This is a genomic window from Thalassospiraceae bacterium LMO-JJ14 (assembly GCA_021555105.2).
Classification (GTDB): domain Bacteria; phylum Pseudomonadota; class Alphaproteobacteria; order Rhodospirillales; family Casp-alpha2; genus UBA4479.
Genome location: CP134604.1, coordinates 3,723,862 through 3,738,906, shown reverse-complemented (window position 1 = coordinate 3,738,906; position 15,045 = coordinate 3,723,862). Strand labels below are relative to the sequence as shown.

Annotated in this window: 13 protein-coding genes; 11 read left to right on the top strand and 2 right to left on the bottom strand. The window is 57.9% G+C overall.

The features are described from left to right. The first annotated feature begins 7 nt into the window (after positions 1–7). On the top strand, positions 8–781 hold the full coding sequence (locus L2D14_17675) for a succinate dehydrogenase iron-sulfur subunit (protein WNJ99680.1): 774 nt from the start codon (positions 8–10) through the stop codon (positions 779–781). Between the two features lie 66 nt (positions 782–847). On the opposite strand, the gene L2D14_17670 is transcribed toward L2D14_17675, so the two are convergent. Next, entirely contained in the window at positions 848–1,054 is a 207-nt protein-coding gene (locus L2D14_17670; GenBank protein WNJ99679.1) for a DUF6494 family protein, read from the bottom strand. 159 nt (positions 1,055–1,213) lie between these two features. Here L2D14_17670 and L2D14_17665 point away from each other — a divergent pair, with 159 nt between their 5' ends. Then, positions 1,214–1,849 carry an FMN-binding negative transcriptional regulator gene (locus L2D14_17665; protein WNJ99678.1) on the top strand — a complete coding sequence of 212 codons (636 nt, stop codon included), beginning with the start codon at positions 1,214–1,216 and terminating at the stop codon, positions 1,847–1,849. A gap of 6 nt (positions 1,850–1,855) precedes the next feature. Here the strand turns inward: L2D14_17665 and L2D14_17660 are convergent, their stop codons facing one another. Further along, entirely contained in the window at positions 1,856–2,653 is a 798-nt protein-coding gene (locus tag L2D14_17660) for a sterol desaturase family protein (GenBank protein ID WNJ99677.1), read from the bottom strand. Between the two features lie 100 nt (positions 2,654–2,753). Between L2D14_17660 and L2D14_17655 the strand changes: the two genes are divergently transcribed. The 9 genes from L2D14_17655 (at position 2,754) to lpdA (ending at position 14,976) form a co-directional block, all read left to right on the top strand. After that, positions 2,754–4,124, top strand: coding sequence for a flagellar biosynthesis protein FlgA (locus L2D14_17655; protein ID WNJ99676.1), 1,371 nt, complete (start codon positions 2,754–2,756; stop codon positions 4,122–4,124). 25 nt (positions 4,125–4,149) lie between these two features. Then, on the top strand, positions 4,150–5,286 hold the full coding sequence (gene zapE, locus L2D14_17650; protein WNJ99675.1) for a cell division protein ZapE: 1,137 nt from the start codon (positions 4,150–4,152) through the stop codon (positions 5,284–5,286). Between the two features lie 205 nt (positions 5,287–5,491). After that, a complete protein-coding gene (mdh, locus tag L2D14_17645) occupies positions 5,492–6,472 on the top strand; it encodes a malate dehydrogenase (GenBank protein ID WNJ99674.1) in 981 nt (326 codons plus the stop codon). 61 nt (positions 6,473–6,533) lie between these two features. After that, a complete protein-coding gene (gene sucC / locus L2D14_17640; protein WNJ99673.1) occupies positions 6,534–7,730 on the top strand; it encodes an ADP-forming succinate--CoA ligase subunit beta in 1,197 nt (398 codons plus the stop codon). Further along, the gene (sucD, locus tag L2D14_17635; GenBank protein WNJ99672.1) at positions 7,730–8,605 is read left to right on the top strand and encodes a succinate--CoA ligase subunit alpha; all 876 of its coding nucleotides are present in this window, start codon (positions 7,730–7,732) and stop codon (positions 8,603–8,605) included. Before sucC ends, sucD begins: the two co-directional genes overlap by 1 nt. Before the next feature lie 7 nt (positions 8,606–8,612). Further along, positions 8,613–9,011, top strand: a complete 399-nt coding sequence (locus tag L2D14_17630) for a cupin domain-containing protein (GenBank protein WNJ99671.1) — start codon at positions 8,613–8,615, stop codon at positions 9,009–9,011. Between the two features lie 32 nt (positions 9,012–9,043). After that, entirely contained in the window at positions 9,044–12,136 is a 3,093-nt protein-coding gene (locus tag L2D14_17625; protein WNJ99670.1) for a 2-oxoglutarate dehydrogenase E1 component, read from the top strand. 43 nt (positions 12,137–12,179) lie between these two features. Beyond that, on the top strand, positions 12,180–13,499 hold the full coding sequence (gene odhB / locus L2D14_17620; GenBank protein ID WNJ99669.1) for a 2-oxoglutarate dehydrogenase complex dihydrolipoyllysine-residue succinyltransferase: 1,320 nt from the start codon (positions 12,180–12,182) through the stop codon (positions 13,497–13,499). A 67-nt stretch (positions 13,500–13,566) separates the two neighbouring features. Continuing rightward, the gene (gene lpdA, locus L2D14_17615; protein WNJ99668.1) at positions 13,567–14,976 is read left to right on the top strand and encodes a dihydrolipoyl dehydrogenase; all 1,410 of its coding nucleotides are present in this window, start codon (positions 13,567–13,569) and stop codon (positions 14,974–14,976) included. Positions 14,977–15,045: the final 69 nt, after the last annotated feature.

The window sequence follows — 15,045 nt, the reverse complement described above, 5'->3', positions numbered from 1 at the left end:
TTGAGATATGGTTGAATTCACACTTCCGGCCAATTCGAAGATCACCGAAGGTAAGACCTTCAAATCTTCCGGCGGAACCAACATCAAATCCTTCCGTGTCTATCGCTGGGATCCGGATGGCGATGCCACGCCGCGTATCGACACGTATGAAGTCGATCTCGACAAATGCGGGCCGATGGTTCTCGATGCGCTGATCAAGATCAAGAACGAGATCGATCCGACGCTGACGTTCCGGCGTTCTTGCCGCGAAGGCGTGTGCGGATCGTGCGCGTTCAATATCGATGGCACCAATACGCTGGCGTGCACCAAATCGATCGACGAAATCAAGGGCGACGTTAAAGTCTATCCATTGCCGCATATGCCGGTGGTCAAGGATCTTGTCCCCGACCTCAACGTGCCATATGCGCAGTATCGTTCTATCGAGCCCTGGTTGCAGGCCGATACCCAGGCACCGACGACCGAACGTCTGCAGAGCCCAGAAGAACGCGACAAGCTCGACGGGCTGTGGGAATGCATTCTCTGTTTCTGCTGCCAGACATCCTGCCCAAGCTACTGGTGGAATGGCGACCGCTACCTCGGCCCGGCGATCCTGTTGCAGGCTTATCGCTGGATCGCGGACTCGCGCGACGAAGCGACCGGTAAGCGTCTCGACAATCTCGACGATCCATACCGGCTCTTCCGTTGCCACACGATTATGAACTGCACCAACACCTGTCCGAAAAATCTGAATCCGGGCAAGGCTATTGCGGAAATTAAAAAGGCCCTCGTACAGCGCCGCTGATCAGGCGCTTAAGGCCGGGAAAAGGTGAAATGGCGCTGATGGATTTCGGCGCCATTTTTCGTGGGCTTACTTGAGTTCGATTTTTCCCGTTATATCGGTCGAGAGGCCCAGACTCTCGATGGAGAGGGTTACTTTCGCGTCGACGGCTTCATCGCCGGAAAGCGTGCCGTTTTCAACGGCGGCACGTACGGCGGTCTCGATCTCGCGCTGCGAGGTGACGCCGACATTCTTGAGGAACTTCCTCAACTGCATGTTGAATACTTCTTCGTCCATAATGTTCTCCCCTGCTTGGAAATGGCTCCCCGTCGATACCCGATAACGGACCTGTCGTGAACCATTTAACTGCTTTAGATGCTGTCTGTCCTGCTGTCATATATAGGTACAAGCGGCATTGCGGGCAATGTCGGATCGGGACGGATTGGAGTATCGGCGATGTATATCCCCAGGTTTTTTGCCAGTGACGACAGTGCACTGGCACAGCGGGTTGCTGGTGAGCATGCCTTCGGGATGCTGATAACCCTGCCGGCAGTACCGGGTGGTGGCGATATGGATATATCGCACCTGCCGATGCTGTGGATCGAAGGCGGTGGAGAGTATGGACGACTTATCGGGCATGTTGCCAAGGCCAACCCGCACGGTGCGCGCTTCGACGGCCGGACGGCATCGGTTGCCGTCTTTTCCGGACCGCACGCCTACATCTCGCCAAACTGGTATGCGAACGAAGCGCTGGTGCCGACATGGAATTACGCGGCCGTGCATCTTCACGGCATGCCGAAAGCGGTCGATGATGCCGGCGCGATTGAGATACTGGATACGCTGGTCGAGACATTCGAAAATGATACCACCGGCAACTGGTCGACGGGCAGATTGCCTGAGGGTGTGCTGGGCCGTCAGATCAAGGGGATTATTGCATTCGAGATGCCGGTCTTGCGGACCGAGTGCAAACTCAAAATGAGTCAGAACCGTTCGCCAGATGACATCGCCGGGGTTGTCGGCGCACTGGAAAAAAGTGGAAATCAGGACGATGTGCAGACGGCGAAGATGATGCGGGCTCTTAATGCCGGCTGAGCAGGTTCAGCCGCGAAACGGTATCGTTAAAAGCCCCAGCAAACCACGATCTCTGTCTTCACGGAAACCATGCAGCCCGATGACCATCCCGTCATGGCCGTCACGCGGCTGAGGCGTATAGGTCGCGAACAACCGGTCCCAGATCGACAGGCAGAAGCCGTAATTGCTGTCGGTTTCTTCGGGGTGCCAGGAATGATGCACGCGGTGCATGTCGGGAGTGACGATTACGATTCTGAGTGCGCGGTCGAGCCACAGCGGCAGTTTCATGTTGGCGTGATTGAACATCGCGGATGCGTTCAGCACAACCTCGAAAACAATCACGGCCACCGCCGGTATGCCGAGCGCGAGTACGAGCGCAATCTTGATCAGCAGTGAGAGGATTATTTCGATCGGGTGAAAGCGGATTCCCGTTGTTACATCAAAATCCGTATCGGCGTGATGCATGCGGTGCAGGCGCCACAACATCGGCACTTTATGAAACACGACGTGCTGGACATAGATGGCGAAGTCCAGAAAGACGATGCAGACAGCGATGACCGGGAGTGCCGGCAGCGCCGTCATGTTGAACAGACCGATGCCGTTTTCCGTGGCCCAAAGTGCGACGGCGGCAGGCGGTAACGGGATAAGCAGGCGGGCAATCAGCGTATCTACGACGACAATCCCGAGGTTCGCGGGCCAGCGCACGCTTCTGCCAAGTGTCCGGTTGCGGCGGGGCAATACGGCTTCCAGCAGCATCATGACGATCAAAACACCGGCAAAAACGCCGATCCGGATGACTCCTTCGTTTGACAGTATCTGATGCATGGCGTCGCCTTGTTCGATTACAACGAAGGTGGCCCTGTATTGTCGGTGTTTCAAGCCGTGAAATCGGATGTTACAGTCTGCGCCCGCATAGGAGAGCCGGATGAATCTCAGTCATTTGTTGCAAGTCCGTGTCCAACAAGACCGCCCGCTACGTGTCGGCCTGATCGGTGCCGGTAAGTTCGGCACGATGTTCCTGTCACAGGTCAGGCTGACGCCCGGCATGCATTTGATGGCGGTCGCCGATCTTGATTTGAAGCGGGCCGAAGCGGCTTTAATCGAAACCGGCTGGCCGAAAGAACAGATTGACGCAACGTCCGCCGCCAAGGCGCTAGCCAAGGGGAGTACCTGGCTGACGGATGACAGCGATGCGCTGATCAATGCCGGCGGGTTGGATGTCGTGATCGAAGCGACGGGTGTTCCGGAAGCTGGGATAAAGCATGCCCTGGCGGCATTCGAACGCGGACGCCATGTCGTCATGGTCAATGTCGAGGCCGATGTGCTGGCAGGGCCGCTCCTGAAGCGCAAGGCCGATGCCGCCGGCGTGGTTTATTCACTGGCGTATGGCGATCAGCCGTCGTTGATTGCCGAGCAGGTCGACTGGGCACGCTCAATCGGTCTGGAGGTGGTCTGTGCCGGCAAGGGCACGCTTTACATGCCGGAATTCCATGCTTCGACGCCGGATACGGTCTGGGACTATTACGGCCTGACGCCGGAACGCGCCGCTGCCAGCGGGATGAATGCGAAAATGTTCAATTCGTTTCTGGACGGCACAAAATCGGCCATTGAGATGGCTGCCGTTGCCAACGCATGTGAACTGGAAGCGCCGGCAGGTGGGTTGACGTTCCCGCCGTGCAGCCGTGCGCAACTGGCCGCCAAATTGATTCCGTCCAGTGCCGGCGGCGTGCTTGACCGTAAGGGGACGGTTGAAGTCGTCTCCAGCCGCACGCGTGAAGGCATCGATATTCCCGATGACCTCCGCTGGGGGGTCTATGTGACGTTCGAAGCGCCGAGTGATTATGTCCAGCGATGCTTCTCCGACTATGGGCTGGTGACCGATCAAAGCGGTAAATATTCGGCGCTGTACCGGCCGTATCACCTGATCGGGCTTGAACTCGGTGTCAGTGTTGCCTGGGCGGGACTATTGAATATGCCGACCGGCGCGCCGCGCGATTGGAAAGGGGATGTGGTCGCCGTTGCCAAGCGTGACCTGGATGGCGGCGAAATGCTCGACGGCGAAGGCGGTTTTACGGTCTGGGGCCGCTTGATGACGGCGGCGGATTCCCGTGCCGCGGACGCCGTGCCGATTGGATTGGCGCATGGGGTCGCGCTCAAGCATCCGTTACCGAAAGATGCGGTCATCTGCTGGTCGGATGTGGAAACCCCAAAGGACAGTGTGGCCTATCGGGTTCGCCGCGAGATGGAAAAGGCGTTTGTTGACGCCTCTCCCGCCAGCGCCCTCGGCGCCGCCTGAGAAAAGCGCGGGGGGCGAGCGGCCAATGACATCACCGCAGCGTGCTTATCAGGATCTTGTCTCGTCCGGAAAGATCAATGCAGACCCGGCTCAGGCCCGAGCCATGGCGCTGCTCAGCACACTTGGCGAGGATCTTCTCAGTTACAGCGAGCAGATGGGCAAGCAGGGCTGGGCCGCCCGACTCGGAATCGGGGCCAAGAAACAGAAACCGCCCAAGGGACTTTATCTGTGGGGCGGAGTCGGGCGCGGCAAGTCGATGGTCATGGATCTGTTCTTCGATCACGTTTCCATCGCAAACAAACAACGCGTGCATTTCCATGCCTTCATGCAGGAGGTGCACCGGCGTATTCATGCATTCCGCGAAGCTCAGAAGGCGGGGAAGGTTTCGGATGCCAAGGATCCGCTGCCGCCGTTGGCGCGGGTTATTGCGGAACGCGCCTGGCTGCTCTGTTTCGACGAATTTCACGTTACCGACATTGCCGACGCGATGATACTGGGCCGCCTGTTCGAGGCCTTGTTCGCCGAAGGCGTGGTTATTGTTGCGACGTCGAACCGCCACCCGAAGGACCTTTACAAGGATGGCCTGCAGCGTGATCGCTTTCTGCCGTTTATCGATATCCTGCTCGACAAGATGAATGTTCTGGAAGTGCAGGCAGCCCGTGATTATCGGCTTGAGCGGCTGCAAAAGATGGATGCCTACCTATCGCCCGCGGGGCCGGTCGCCGATATGAAACTTGAGCAGGACTTCGAGTGCCTGACCGTCGGTTTCCAGGCGGGACCCGTCACGCTGGATGTTAACGGGCGCGACGTCGAGATTTCCAAAACAGCCGAAGGTGTTGCCTTTGTCGATTTTGACGAGCTTTGCGCGAAACCGCTCGGGCCGGGGGATTTTTTGGCCATAGCATCGCGGTTCCATACTGTGCTGTTACGCAACGTGCCGAAGCTGGGGCCGTCGAACCGGAATGAGGCCAAGCGTTTCGTGACCCTGATCGATTCGCTTTATGAGGCCAAGGTCAATTTTATCTGCTCGGCTGCCGTGCCCCCGGCGGAACTCTATACCGAAGGCGACGGCGCGTTCGAATTTGAACGCACGGTATCGCGACTGATGGAAATGCAGTCCCCGGAGTATATCGCCTTGGGGCATCTCGGGGCTACGGGCTAAGGTTGTCCCGATCGGACGTCAAGAAGGCTCATTAGATTTCTCGTCGGCGAGCAATACGAGTACAAAGCTTTTGCCTGATTATGGACCGATAAGTCCGAAATTCGGCTCTATCCTTGCCCTGTTTCCGTAAAGGCGTTACGAATCCTAGGAATGGTCGCGCTAAGCGGCAGTTTCACCTCATTTGCAAAGCTACGGGAACGAATTCATGGCAAGAAATAAAATCGCACTTATCGGTGCGGGAAATATTGGTGGTACGCTCGCACATCTGGTCGGGCTCAAGGAACTTGGTGACGTTGTTCTATTCGACATTGCCGATGGCATCCCGCAGGGCAAAGCTCTCGATCTTGCCGAAAGTTCGCCGGTTGAAGGCTTCGACTGCGCGATGTCGGGTTCCAAGAACTATTCTGCGATCAAGGGGGCCGATGTCATCATCGTTACCGCCGGTATCGCGCGCAAACCGGGAATGAGCCGCGACGATCTGATCGGAATCAACACCAGCGTCATGGAACAGGTTGGTGCCGGTATCAAGAAGTATGCACCGAATGCATTCGTCATTTGCATCACCAACCCGCTCGACGTCATGGTCGGCGTACTGCGTGATGCATGCGGGCTGCCGCACAACAAGGTCGTCGGCATGGCCGGCGTTCTCGACAGTGCGCGGTTCCAGTATTTCCTTGCCGAAGCGATGAACGTTTCCGTCGAAGATGTCACCGCCTTCGTTCTGGGCGGCCACGGCGATACCATGGTGCCTTCGATACGCTATTCGACCGTTGCAGGTATTCCGCTGCCTGATCTTATTAAGATGAAGTGGATCACGCAGAAGCAGGTGGACGACATTGTTCAGCGCACCCGTATGGGCGGCGGTGAAATCGTAGCGTTGCTGAAAACCGGTTCCGCGTTCTATGCACCGGCGTCTTCGGCGATTGCCATGGCGGAAAGCTACCTCAAGGACAAAAAACGTGTGATGCCATGTGCCGCATACCTCAGGGGCGAATACGGCGTAAAGGGGATCTACGTCGGCGTGCCGGTGGTGATCGGCGCCAAGGGGGTCGAGCGCATCGTTGAGATTAATCTGGACGCGTCTGAAAAGGCGATGTTCAAGAAATCGGTTAAGGCTGTCGAGGATTTGGCTGCGGTCGTCAAAAAGATCAAAGCCGATGCCAAAAAAGCGGCAAAAAAGAAATAATCTGATCATAAAGGAAACACCGCTCCCAGTGATCCGGGAGCGGATCAGCCGGGGATAAATAATGAATATTCACGAGTATCAGGGTAAGCAATTACTCGCCAAGTACGGTGTTGCCGTGCCCAAGGGACATGTCGCCTATACCGCTGACGAGGCGGCCAAGGCGGCGGAAGAACTGGGTGGTGGTATTTGCGTCGTTAAATCGCAGATTCACGCAGGCGGTCGGGGTGCAGGCCGGTTTCAGGACAACCCCGACGGCAAGGGCGGCGTTCGCGTTTCCAAATCCGTTGACGAAGTTCGCGCCAATGCCGAAGAAATGCTGGGCCATGTCCTTGTAACTAAACAGACAGGCCCGGCCGGTAAGGAAGTGAAGCGCCTTTATGTTGAAGAAGGCTGTGATATTGCTCGTGAACTTTACCTGGGCATGCTGCTGGACCGTGACACATCGCGCCTGACCATCATGGCGTCGACCGAAGGCGGCATGGAAATCGAAGAAGTTGCCCATGCAACGCCTGAGAAAATCATCAAGGTTTCGGTTGATCCGGCAACGGGCATCATGCCGTTCCATGCACGCAAATTGGCTTTCGGCCTAGGCCTTGAAGGTTCGCAGATCAAGTCGGCTTCGAAGTTCATCATGGCGCTGTATCAGGCGTTCAATGACCTCGACTGCTCGATGGTTGAAATCAACCCACTGGTCGTGACCGGGTCTGGCGATGTCATCGCCCTCGATGCCAAGGTCAATTTCGATGACAATGCTTTGTATCGTCATCCCGATGTCGCCGATATGCGCGATGAGGACGAGGAAGACCCGGCCGAACTGGAAGCGGCCAAGCACGAGCTCAACTACATCAAGCTCGACGGCACCATCGGCTGCATGGTCAACGGTGCCGGGCTGGCCATGGCGACGATGGATATCATTCAGCTTTATGGCGGCTCGCCGGCCAACTTCCTGGATGTCGGCGGTGGTGCCACCAAGGAACGCGTGACCGAAGCCTTCAAGATCATTCTTGCCGATCCGAACGTCGAAGGCATTCTGGTCAACATCTTCGGCGGAATCATGCGTTGTGACGTGATCGCCGAAGGCGTCGTCGCGGCGGCCAAGGAAGTCAATATATCGGTGCCGCTCGTCGTTCGCCTCGAAGGCACCAACGTCGAGAAGGGTAAGCAGATCATGGCCGACAGCGGCCTGCCCATCATCTCCGGCGACAATCTCAGCGATGCTGCCGAGAAAATTGTCAAAGCCGTGAAGGAGGCCTCCTGATGTCCGTTCTCGTCAATAAACAAACCAAGGTCATCTGCCAGGGCTTCACCGGTGCACAGGGGACGTTCCACTCCGAACAGGCGATTGCCTACGGCACGAAAATGGTTGGCGGTGTTACGCCGGGTAAAGGCGGTTCCAAGCACCTTGACCTGCCGGTCTTCGATACCGTTGCCGAAGCCGTGGATACCACGGGCGCGAACGTATCCGTCATTTATGTGCCGCCACCGTTTGCGGCTGATGCGATCCTCGAAGCCATAGATGCCGGTGTCGAGCTTGCCGTCTGCATCACGGAAGGTATACCGGTTCTCGACATGGTGCGTGTCAAACGCGCGCTGTTGAATTCGTCGACGCGCCTGATCGGTCCCAACTGCCCGGGTATCATTACGCCCGAGGAATGCAAGATCGGCATTATGCCGGGGCACATTCACCGCAAGGGTTCGGTCGGCATCGTTTCGCGTTCTGGGACGCTGACCTATGAAGCGGTCGCACAGACGACAGCCGTCGGACTTGGTCAGACGACGTGTATCGGTATCGGCGGTGATCCGGTCAACGGCACTAACTTTATCGACTGTCTGGAATTGTTCCTGGCTGATGACGAGACCGAGAGCATTGTCATGATCGGCGAAATCGGCGGTTCCGCCGAGGAAGACGGCGCGCAATTGCTGAAAGACAGCAAGGTCAAAAAGCCGGTCGTCGGTTTCATCGCCGGTCTTACGGCGCCGCCGGGCCGCCGTATGGGCCATGCCGGTGCAATCATCTCTGGCGGCAAGGGTGGCGCTGGCGACAAGATCGAAGCCATGAAGTCCGCCGGCATTCATGTCACCGACAGCCCGGCGGGCATCGGGGAGACGATGCTGAAAGCCCTCGGGAAATGACGCTGGCATGCCGTTGAACGCCATCGATATCGAAGCGGCGTTTGCGCCGCTGACGGTTATGAAGGACCGGACCCCGACCAGTTCGGGGCCGGCCTTCGAAGCGGCTTTCGATACGTTGGCGAAAACGGAAACAGGTGGCGTCTTCGCGGCCAGCTTTCAGGGAACAAGCGCATGGGAGCGGCACCCCAACGGTGACGAATTGGTACAGATCGTCAAGGGCAGCGCACAGGTGACGGTGTTGCAGGAAGACGAGGAGAATATCCTCGAAATGAAAGCCGGTATGTTTGTCATCGTGCCTCGCAATTGCTGGCATCGCTTCGAAGCGGTGGATGGCGTCGAGGTTATGACAATGACGCCGCAGCCGACGGACCACTGGCGGGAAAACAGTCTGCCACCCAAGGGATAACTTTAAGGGAGGCGCCTTCGGGCGTAGTCATCATGGACGGTATGGATCCGACACAGTTTCTCTTTTCCGGCAATCAGGTTTATGTAGCTGAACTATACGAGCGCTATCTCGACGATCCGCACTCGGTCGATCATAGCTGGCAGGACTTTTTCGCGTCGCTGGAAGACGATGCCCGCGATCTGATGGCGGAACGCCGCGGCGCTTCCTGGGCGCCTTCAGATTCCGGTGTCCTCAATCGCGGCGATCTGGAAACCCTTTCCGAACAAATGAGCGCCGGTCAGCAAATCGCTGGCGAGCGAGTGCAGCAGGCACAGCCTCAGGCCAGCGGTCGTCAGGTTCGCGACGCCACGCTCGATAGTATCCGTGCTCTCATGTTGATCCGCGCCTATCGGGTGCGTGGCCACCTCCGTGCAAATCTTGACCCGCTCGGATTGCAGGATCGCGAAGAGCATTCAGAACTGGATCCTAAATCCTACGGGTTCCAGGACAAGGATCTCGACCGCCCGATTTTTATTAATTATGTGCTCGGCCTCGAACAGGCAAGCATGCGCGACATCATGACCGTGCTGGAGCAAACCTACTGCGGCTCGATCGGTGTCGAGTTCATGCACATTCAAGACCCCGATGAGAAATCCTGGATTCAGGAGCGTATCGAGCGCATCCGCAATCAGCCGGAATTCACCGTGATGGGCAAAAAGGCGATCCTCAACCGCCTCATCGAGACAGAGGGTTTCGAGAAATTCCTCGACAAGAAATTCACCGGAACCAAGCGTTTCGGTCTCGATGGCGGCGAAAGCCTGGTCCCCGCGATGGAGCAGATTTTCAAACGCGGCTCTCAACTCGGGATCGAGGAAATCGTGTTGGGGATGGCGCATCGCGGTCGTCTCAATGTACTTGCCAACGTCATGTCGAAACCGTTTCAGGCGATTTTCCACGAGTTTCAGGGCGGCTCGACCAAGCCAGAAGATGTCGGAGGTTCGGGCGATGTGAAGTATCACTTGGGTTCGTCATCGGACCGCGTCTTCGATGGTCGTTCCGTGCATCTTTCGCTGACCGCCAACCCGTCGCACCTTGAATGTGTAAATACGGTTTGCCTTGGGAAGGTGCGGGCCAAGCAGCGCCAGAAAAACGACAGCGAACGCGAAAAAGTTATGGCGCTTCTTTTGCATGGGGACGCGGCTTTTGCCGGTCAGGGCCTGGTGCCGGAAGCGCTCGATCTTTCAAACCTGCGTGGTTACAAGACCGGCGGCACCATTCACATCGTAATCAATAACCAGATCGGTTTCACCACGAACCCGAAACACTCCCGTTCGTCGCCGTACTGTTCGGACGTGGCAAAAACCGTCGCCGCACCGATTTTCCATGTTAATGCGGACGATGTCGAAGCCGTCGTTCACGTCGCCCGCATCGCGACGGAATACCGCCAGAAGTTCAAGAAAGACGCGGTCATCGACATGATCTGTTATCGCCGTCACGGGCATAACGAAGGCGATGAGCCGATGTTCACGCAGCCGTTGATGTACAAGAAGATCGCCGCACATCCGACGACACGGGAAATCTATGCGCAGAAACTGGTTCGTGAAAACATCATGACCCAGGAAGAAGTCGACAATGAAATTTCGGGTTTCCAGAGTCATCTGGAAGAAGATTTCGAGGTCGCCAACGGCTACAAGGCCAATAAGGCCGACTGGCTTGACGGTGCATGGGCCGGGATGTCGGTGGCATCGGGTGAAGACCGCCGTGGCGTAACGGGTGTGCCGCTGGACCGTTTGCTCGAAGTCGGTGCCGGGTTGACCAGAGTCCCGGACAATTTTCACCTGAATCCGAAGATCGCACGCCAACTCGAATCCAAGAAGAAAATGATCGACACCGGCGAAGGGATCGACTGGGCAACGGGCGAGGCAATGGCTTTCGGTACGTTGCTGCTCGAAGGTCATCCGGTGCGTTTGTCGGGGCAGGATTGCGAGCGGGGTACGTTCTCACAGCGCCATTCCGTGCTGATTGATCAAATGAATGAAGATCGTCATACGCCGTTGAACAATCTGCGTTTCGGCCAAGCCCCTTACGAGGTACTTAACAGCCCGCTGTCTGAAGCCGGCGTGCTCGGTTTTGAGTACGGCTACTCGCTGGCCGAGCCGGGGATGCTGGTTTTATGGGAAGCACAGTTCGGCGATTTCGCCAACGGCGCACAGGTCATCATCGATCAGTTCATTTGTTCTGGTGAAGCCAAGTGGCTGCGTATGTCGGGTCTCGTCATGCTGCTGCCGCACGGTTATGAAGGGCAGGGGCCGGAACACTCCTCGGCTCGTCTTGAGCGGTATTTGCAGCTCTGCGCCGAGGACAATATGCAGGTCTGCAACTGCACGACACCGGCAAACTATTTCCACGTGTTGCGCCGTCAGATTCATCGTGACTTCCGCAAACCGCTTGTGTTGATGACGCCGAAATCGTTGCTGCGCCACAAAAGCGCCGTCTCCAAGCTTTCGGAAATGGGTGAGGGGACGAGTTTCCATCGCGTGCTTTGGGATGAAGGCGACTTCGTTGCCGACAGCAAGATCCGTCAGGTCGTGCTGTGTTCGGGCAAGGTCTACTACGACATCGCAGAAGAGCGCGACAAGCGTGGCATCAAGGATGTATATGTTCTGCGCGTCGAGCAGCTTTATCCGTATCCGGAAAAGGCGCTGGAAAAAGAGCTGAGACGTTTCCCGAATGCGAAAATAGTATGGTGTCAGGAAGAGCCTCGGAATATGGGCAGCTGGACCTTTATCCGTGAACCGCTGGAAGAGCATCTGGTGAAAATGGGCCACGGCGAGACGACTGTCCGTTATGCCGGACGCACGGCGGCCGCAGCCCCTGCAACCGGTCTTGCGAAAAAGCACCTGGCACAACAGGCGGCCCTCGTCGATGAGGCCATTACGGTTGAACGTGGCACCCCCGGGGTTGCCGTCAGCCGCAAGGTCAAGTCATCGGCTCTGCCAGCGACGAAAAAAACTGCGGCAAAGAAAGCCGCGCCCAAGGCGAAGGTGGCGAAGAAACCCCAAGCGAAGAAACCCCAGGCGAAGAAGCCACAGGCTAAAAAAACAGTGGCTAAGAAACCGCAGGCCAAATCCAAATCGCGGCGCTGAGCGCTAGGCGGACATCCAGGATCAAGCATCAAGGAAAAGACACATGACCGTTGAAATCAAAGTCCCGACGCTCGGTGAATCCGTGACCGAAGCAACCGTTGCCAAGTGGTTCAAGCAGCCGGGTGATGCCGTGGCGCAGGACGAAGCCGTCTGCGAACTTGAAACCGACAAGGTGACGATCGAGGTCAACTCGCCCGCCGCCGGTGCACTCAAGGACATCGTTGCCGCGGAAGGCGCCGATGTCGGTGTCGGCGCCGTGCTGGGGACCCTGGATGAAGGGGCTGCCGGTGCTGCCGCTTCACCGCCGCCTGAGCCGGAAAAGAAACAGGAAGCACCCGCCGCGGCACCGAAGGAGGCTGCCCCTGCGGCATCGCCGCCGCCGCCCGCTGCCGCACCTGCACCTGCACCTGCACCGGCACCCGCGCCTGCACAGGCCGCCCGGCCGCCACTGTCACCTGCGGTGCGCAAGCTTGTCGACGACAACGAACTCGACCCGGCCCTGATCAAGGGGACCGGCCCGGATGGCCGCCTGACCAAGGGCGATGTGATGGATGCGATTGCGGCTGGGACCGCCAAGCGTCGCGCCGCCCCGGCAGCGGGTGGCGCGGCTCAATCGTCCCTCGGTTTCACGCCGTCATCCGAACTGCCGCCGCGTCCGGATGACCCGCGCGAGGAACGCGTCCGCATGACCAAGCTCCGCAAAGTCATTGCCGGCCGCTTGAAGCAGGCACAGAACACCGCCGCCATGCTGACGACCTGGAACGAGGTCGACATGGGCGCCGCCATGGAACTGCGTGCCGAATACAAGGACAACTTCGAGAAGAAGCACGGCGTTCGCCTCGGTTTCATGTCGTTCTTCGTCCGCGCCGCGTGTATCGCGCTCAAGGAATGGCCGGCGATCAACGCCGAGATTTACGGCGAAGAGCTGATCTACAAGAACTATTACAACATCGGTGTCGCCGTCGGCACGCCGCAGGGCCTTGTCGTGCCGGTGCTCAAGAACGCCGACGAAATGCGCTTTGCCGAAATCGAAGGCACGATTTCCGATTTCGGGCGCCGCGCGCGTGACGGCAAGCTCGGCATGGACGATATGATGGGCGGTACGTTCACCATCTCCAACGGCGGCGTGTTCGGATCGCTCAATTCGATGCCGATCCTCAACGTGCCGCAGTCGGCGATTTTGGGGATGCATAAGATCCAGAAGCGCCCGATGGCGGTCGGCGACAAGATCGAAATCCGGCCGATGATGTATCTGGCGCTGAGCTACGATCACCGTATCGTCGACGGTCGTGAGGCGGTCTCGTTCCTGGTTCGCATGAAGGATCTGATCGAGGATCCGCAGCGGATCATGCTGGACGTTTAAGCCTTTTGTGCAGAACCTGCTTCGGCTGAGAATGCTGTGCTGAAAGACCCAATTGGAGGGTAGTTAAATGAGCGATACCTATGACGTAGTGATCGTCGGTGGCGGGCCGGGTGGTTATGTGGCGGCGATCCGCGCCGCGCAGCTCGGCTTGAAAACGGCCGTTGTTGAGAAACGCGGCAAGCTCGGCGGCACGTGCCTCAATGTCGGCTGCATCCCTTCAAAGGCGCTGTTGCAGTCCTCGCATCACTACGAAATGGCGGGCCACGAATTCGCCGCGCACGGCATCAAGGCGCAGGTCTCGCTCGATCTGAAAACCATGCTGGCACGCAAGGACAAGGTCGTCGACGACCTGACCGGCGGCATCGAGTTCCTGATGAAGAAGAACAAGATCGATTATATCGTCGGCGCGGGTGTCATCACCAAGGCCGGAGAAGTGACGGTCACACCGTCCGGCAAGGGCGCCAAGAAACAGACCCTGGCGACGAAGAACATCATCGTCGCGACCGGGTCGGAAACGACGCCGCTCAAGGGCGTGGACATCGACGAAAAGCAGATCGTGTCTTCGACCGGTGCGCTGGAGCTTCCAAAAGTGCCGAAGTCGATGGTTGTCATCGGCGCGGGTGTAATCGGTCTCGAGCTTGGGTCCGTCTGGCGCCGTCTCGGTGCCGAAGTGACCGTTGTTGAGTTCCTCGATGTCGCGCTGCCGGGCATGGACGGCGAAGTGTCCAAGCAGATGAAACGCATCCTCGAAAAGCAGGGCCTCAAATTCAAGTTCAAGACCAAAGTCACCGGCGCCAAAAAAGACAAGACGGGTGTGACCTTGACCATGGAACCGGCAGAAGGCGGTAAAAAGGAAACGCTGAAAGCGGATATCGTGCTGGTTGCTATCGGCCGCCGCCCATATGTCGAAGGCCTCGGTCTCGACAAGGTCGGCGTCGAAATGACCGACCGCGGTTTCGTCAAGGTCGACGAGGATTTCCAGACCAATGTTCCAGGCATCTACGCCATCGGCGATGTCATCGGCGGTGCCATGCTGGCGCACAAGGCCGAGGACGAAGGGGTTGTCTGCGCCGAGATCATGTCAGGCCAGACCGGGCATATCGATTACGGCTCGATTCCAGGGATCGTCTATACGCATCCGGAAGTGGCCGCCGTCGGCAAGACCGAAGAGCAGCTTAAAAATGACGGTGTCGACTACAAATCCGGCAAGTTTCCGTTCTCAGCCAACTCCCGCGCACGCAGCAACGGCGATGCGGACGGCTTTGTGAAGATCCTTGCCGATGCGAAGACCGACCGTGTGCTCGGCTGCCACATCATCGGCCCGCAGGGCGGCGACCTTATTCAGGAAGTGGTCAACGTCATGGAATTCGGCGGTTCCGCCGAGGACATCGCGCGGATTTGCCACGGTCACCCGGGCCTGCCCGAAGCCGTCAAGGAAGCGGCCATGGGTGTCGACGGCCGGTCTATTCATATTTAGGACGGGACAGGTCAAGCCGGCGAATGCCGGAATCCGTACGTATTTGCCTATATCCTTGGAGTCCGACCC